At 37.5% G+C, this 6144-nt stretch carries 2 protein-coding genes and 2 pseudogenes; all 4 read right to left on the minus strand.

The genetic code is table 11. From position 1 onward, the window contains the following. Nucleotides 1-322, minus strand: a pseudogene (locus tag ACY65O_RS02535) (RagB/SusD family nutrient uptake outer membrane protein); the annotation flags it as partial. Between the two features lie 20 nt (nucleotides 323-342). After that, complete coding sequence (locus ACY65O_RS02540; protein ID WP_462219282.1) at nucleotides 343-3441, minus strand: SusC/RagA family TonB-linked outer membrane protein; 3099 nt, start codon at nucleotides 3439-3441, stop codon at nucleotides 343-345. 356 nt (nucleotides 3442-3797) lie between these two features. Then, the gene (locus tag ACY65O_RS02545) at nucleotides 3798-5579 is read right to left on the minus strand and encodes a RagB/SusD family nutrient uptake outer membrane protein (RefSeq protein WP_462219283.1); all 1782 of its coding nucleotides are present in this window, start codon (nucleotides 5577-5579) and stop codon (nucleotides 3798-3800) included. 28 nt (nucleotides 5580-5607) lie between these two features. Further along, nucleotides 5608-6144, minus strand: a pseudogene (locus ACY65O_RS02550) (SusC/RagA family TonB-linked outer membrane protein); the annotation flags it as partial.

Raw genomic sequence — 6144 nt, forward strand, 5'->3', positions numbered from 1 at the left:
GCAAATTACCACTAGTTGTAAGGCCGGGAGCAAGAGTAGCATCATAATTATTCCAGGGTGAATTAGATGGATCTCCACCCACTTTAAATTCATCCGTACCATATTGGCTTTGGCAATACCACCACTCTCCGTTTGTAGGGCCTACAAATACCTGGTAATATCCCCCTGCTGCTAATTGCAAAATACCTGCATCTGTTTTATAAAATTCATTACCTCTTGAGGTTTTAAGCGTTTCATCTAGAAAGCTTTTTTTGCAGGAGAATGTAATTAAAATGACAGCTGCTGCAAGTAATATTTTTGAAAAGTTTTTATAATTATTCATATCATTCGAATTAGTTGTTTTTAAAATGTTGCATTCAAACCTAATGTGAATCCCCTGTTCCATGTAGCTCCCACCACATCCATATCAATGAACTTTAACTTAGAGTACAACATCCCCGGATTTTGTACCTGCAAGTAAGCCCTGAGATTGGACATACCCAGCATTTTACCCGTAACATTATATCCCAAAGAAATGTTCCTGATTTTAATAAAAGAAGCTTTGCTGTATCCTAATGCCTGGTAATATGGATCACCTGGTGCACCACCGGCATTGAATATCGGCTTTTGAAAATCTGCATTGGTATTGTTTTCTGTATAATAATTGATCGTTCTTTGTACACCACGGGCAGGCTGTCCCTCTCCACCAAAATCGTACAGGTAATTCAGTCGTCCATACATGAAAATAGACAGGTCAAAGTTTTTGTAATTCACCGTATTCGTCATACCGATTACCCAGCGGGGTCTTGTCCATCCTATAATCTGACGGTCATTGTTGGCATCTATTTTATTATCCCCGTTAAGATCTGCCACCTTCACATTGCCGGGATAAAATTTGTGACCATTTGCATTAAATTGGTCATATTCTGCTTTATTGCCAGCCTGCCAAAGTCCTAATGTTTTATAACCATAAATAACTCCGTTTGGCTGATTAAGGAACCAAAGGTTATTAATGTCATTTCCGTTTGGCAGCTTTTCAATATGATCTTTTTGCCATGCTGCGTTTAACGTAGTTGACCATGTCAGATCTTTTTGTTTGATATTAACTGTTGTAACTGTAATATCAATACCATTGTTTCCCGTCTCACCAACATTATCAAAAGTTGAAGTATATCCAGTAACAGATGGAATGGCTCTCTTCAACAAAAGGTTTGTTGTTTTTGATTTGTATACATCAACACTTCCCGATATCCTGCTTTTGAAAAGGCTAAAATCAACACCTAGGTTATACTGGGCCGTTCTTTCCCATCCCAAATTCAAATTTGCCATTTCAAGGCTTGGTATGGCCCCAGCAGTGCTTGTTGTATAAAAAGGATAGAAGAGAGGGGTTATGGCACCCTGTGTTTTATATGGATCTACTGCTGAATTACCCGTTACACCTGCACCAACTCTTAATTTTAACTCATTAACCCATTTTACATTCATAAAATTTTCCTTGTTGATCCTCCAGGCTATTGCTGCTGAAGGGAACCATTCATATTTTTTGCCTTCTGCAAAAACTGATGAACCATCACGACGTGCAGAAGCGGTTAACAGGTATTTGTCTTTGAAGCCGTAATTAATTCTTCCCATATAAGACAAAAGTTGCTGTTCAATCAAATTGCCCTTGGTACTGATGGCTCCCGTTACAGTACCTGTGGATAAAGCATACCATAATTGAGAAGACTGAGGCACGCCATTACCAGATATAAAGCTTGTTTCTTGTTTATAGGAGGTTGCACTGTACAGCATGGTCAATCCAAATGTATGATCGCCTATGGCTTTATCATAGTATAACAGGTGATCTAAAGTGTAAGAGGCTGTTTTGTTATTTGTAAGAGAAGCAAAACTCGTGCTGCCACCATTGGCTACTGAATTCGCATCTACATAAATACCATCACGGTAATAAGAAATGTCCGGTCCGAAATTGAGCCTGTATTTTAGCCCTTTTAAAACAGAAAGAATATTACCAAAATTCACTTGTGTATATAAACTTCCAAATATTCTTGAGGTTATCCTTTCATCAATATTATATTTTTCCTCATCAATTATGTTCTTAATTGCATTATCACCCCCAGGAAATAAGATCCTGTTTCCTGCTGAATCGTATGGAACTGCATAGGGAAAAATGGATCTTGCTGATTCATATAAACCTCCGGCAGGATTACCAATTGTAGCAACACCTGCATTGGATTGTCCAAACTGCTGCTTCTGGTAGCTGGTAGTTATGTTACTTCCAAAAGACAGCCATTGGGTGGCTGTAAAATCAACATTTGCTTTTGCAGTATACCTTTCAAAGGACTGGCCTTTAACCACCCCGCCATTGTTTAAGTAGCCGAAAGAACCATAGGCTTTAACTCTATCTGATCCGCCGCTTACACTTATTGTATTGTTTGTGGTTATTGATTGTTCTTTAACCTTACCTCTCCAATCTGTGGTTTGAACTTTTGAACCATCCCAAGTTCCTGAAGCCCAACCCTGGTTTATATTAGCCCAGGCAAATGGATCTGCTGTTGCAGCAAAAAGAGTTCTGTCAGTATTGATATTTGGCTGGTCTCCTCTTGGATTACTGCTGACACCAGTTGCCGGGTTTAACCCAGCATAATAGTAGCCCCAACGTTTGAAAGTAATATATTCACTTGCATTGAACATTTTTCTGCTATCAACTAAGTTGTCTAAAGTAACGGAATGATTAAAATTTAGGGCTACTTTACCAGCTTTACCTTGTTTAGTGGTAACAATAACAACCCCATTAGCACCACGGGAACCATAAATAGCAGTTGCAGATGCATCTTTTAACACATCTATTGTTTCAATATCATTTGGGTTAATATTTTCAATTCCCCCGGTAATCAAAGGAATTCCATCCACAACAAATAAAGGAGAATTAGATGCCGTTAAAGAACGTACCCCACGAATGTTGATCGTTGGTACTGTTCCCGGACGTTCATTAGAAGAAATATCAACGCCGGCAATTTTACCCTGCATTGCCTGTACAGCATTATCTACCGGACGGGATCTGATGTCTTTCTGGTTAATGCCGGCAACTGAACCGGTTACATCTTTCTTTTTTACAGTGGCGTAACCTATTACTACAACATCAGTTAAATTTTCGTTTGCTGAATTTAGCGTTATAGATAACTGCGTTTTATTGCCAACAGCAATTTCCTGCAGCTCGTGACCAACAAAACTAATTACCAATTTTGCTTTACCAGAAGAAACATTTAATTGAAATGTCCCATCCAGACTGGTAACAGTTGATTTTTTTGTGCCTTTTTCCAGCACAGTTGCCCCTTCTAAAGCCTTACCAGTTTCGTCAGTAACCTTACCGGTAACTGAAAAACTTTGTGCTTTAATTGTGAAAGAAAAAATTAGAAAAAGTAGCAGAATAGCAAAATTCTTACTAAGCAGTTTTTTGTTCATAATAGCATCGTTAATTAGGTTAAAAATAGCAGCACTTATTTTTTAAATAAATAAAAAATAGAAATCTAAAATTAGTGTTTTGGTTTGTGGGTATTAAATTAAAGTGTGCAATCGTTTGCGTAATAACATTTTTAAACACCCTATTTTATTTACGCATACAAAAAAAATATACCAACTAAATTATAAAAAACAGCATTTTTATCATCCTGCTCTATCCTGCTGTATCCTGTATTTGAGCATGTCGTCCTGTATTGTATTAATAAACAGTTTGTATTTGCAGCATTGATCCGCAACAATATAAAAAACAAAAAGTGCATGTTTTAAAACATGCACTCTAAAAAATCAGGTGGCTTTTCTTAATTAAATTTAAAAGGCAAAAACCAATCTTTGTTCATCAGCTTTGTTCTTGCTGCATTTGCTGCGGCTGCAGATAAACCAGACTTACGCAATTTATCATATACTTTATCTGCAATAAATGCCGGATTATTTTGACGGATAGCAACTCTTAATAAATCGCTCCAGCGTTGCCCTTCGTATGCCAGTTCCAATGCATCCTCTGCAATAATCATGTTTTCTACATTGGTTACACTATCAGTTGTGGGTAATGTTACAGGTTTAAGACCTGCTCTTCCCCTTATACCAACATTTCTATACCAGGTATTTCTAAATGCAGGGCCGTCACCTTCTCTTGCATCGAAATCGTAAGGCCATGGTAAAAATGTTTGCTGCATGTTGGTTACATCGCCTATCCTGCTGCCACCGGGTAAAGGATCGTAGTGATAATTAATACCCTTATTTACAATTGCATGTGCCAGCCTGTATTTGCCTGCACGGTTAGCCGCTTCTGCATAATGTAAATGTAAAGTTGCTGCCCTTGTTAAAAACCATTTGCCGGGTTTACTAAAAGTATTGATGGGTAAATTATTTGTACCAAGATAATTAAAAAGGTATTTCATAATTACCGGTTTGCCATTTATCAGGCGGTAGGTCAATGTACCCCTTGAATCAAAAGGGAAATTATCTCTCAGCACTTCGGCTGCCGTTGCAGTATTGGCTGCAAAGGTATATACCTGCGTTTGGCTGTTCCAGTTATCAATAGCCTGCTGTGCAGGTTGCACCAAATAACTTCCGCCATTAGGAGAAAATAAATCTATATAGGGATTTTCTGGTGCAAAATTTTTATCAAACGGTAAACTCCAGATCATCTCCCAGTTAAACTCATTATCTGCCTGTGGCCTTTCAAATAAATACCTCCAGCCGGGTGTATAGGTTAAAGAAGAGAAATCTAAAATTCTTGCATACGTGATACTTGAATTCGAAAAACTTGAAATGCGGTACTGATTAAAAAACTGCTCCCCCACACCGGTAGTAACAGGCCCAAAAATATCCATAACTCTTTTATACCGGTCGGCTGCTTTATCATACTGTCCTTTCCACAAATACAAATCACCTAATAAAATATTTTTATTAATGAAAAATTTTTGTGTACTGTACCCATCAACGGTAGTAAGCAATGTTGTACCAACCGGATAATCTTCGGTATAAGGTAAAGTTTCTGTAAATGCAGTAAGTGAATCAATTAAAACCGGCAATGATAACATGGGAAAATTAGCTGCAATTTTTAAATCATTTACCTGCACCACAGGATTAGTTACATAAGGTATGTTACCGTAATGGATCCCTAATTGCAAATACACCCAGCTGCGTATTGCTCCCACATCGGAATAGCGTTGATTAAATTCTTCTTGCTTTAATTTACTTGCTGCATACATGTTTTTAAAATTGGCCAGTACATCATTACAGTTTATTATTACTTCGTAAAATGGTTGCGGATCTATGTATGGGTTATTTACTGTTGCAGTATGTTCACTTAATTGCCGCAGGTTAACATCGGCGTTAGCAGTAATATCCATCAAATCGCCACGCAATTCATTTAACAGTAAATAGGGCTTTGCTAATTTCATTACTTTACCATATATACCAATTACTGCAGCATCGGCATCAAAAACATTGCGGTACATGTTTGCGGCGCTTACCGTTGTTTTAGGTTCTACCTCAATCAATTTTTTGCAGGAAGAAGTTGTTAGAACAACAACCGCTGCAAAAAAAGTAAATTTTATTTTATAACTGAATTTCATTTCTAAAATATTTATAACTGAATTATTTTTATAAGCCTACCCTAACCCCAATTTGTACGGACCTGAATTGTGGTTCCAAAGTATTATCAACCCCCTGGCCAAAAATACTTTCGGTTGCACTAAACTCCGGATCGTATCCTTTGTAATTAGTTAATGTAATTAAATTATTACCGGTTGCATATACTGTTGCATATTTAAAAAAGCCTGGTTTAAAGGGCACATCATAAGATAATGTTACCGCTCTTAACCGAAGGTATGCCCCATCTTCAATCCACCGGCTGCTGAAACGGCTGTTACCCATTGGGTCGCCCCAGGTTGCTTTGGGGGTATTTGTAATTTGCCCGTTTGTTCTCCACCTGTTTAATACATTATCAGTTTGATTGTATGCATTGCTCATGCCTTCTAACTGTGCACGGGTATAATTAAAAATTTTGTTGCCTGTTGTAAAAGTAAAAACAGTATTTAAAGAAAATCTTTTGTAAGAAAATTTATCGAAGAAAGAGCCGTAAAAATTTGGATTGGGATTACCTAATCCTGTCCTGTCGTTATCATCAATTATTTTATC

This window comes from Ferruginibacter sp. (assembly GCF_031430955.1).
In the GTDB taxonomy this organism is placed as follows: domain Bacteria; phylum Bacteroidota; class Bacteroidia; order Chitinophagales; family Chitinophagaceae; genus Ferruginibacter.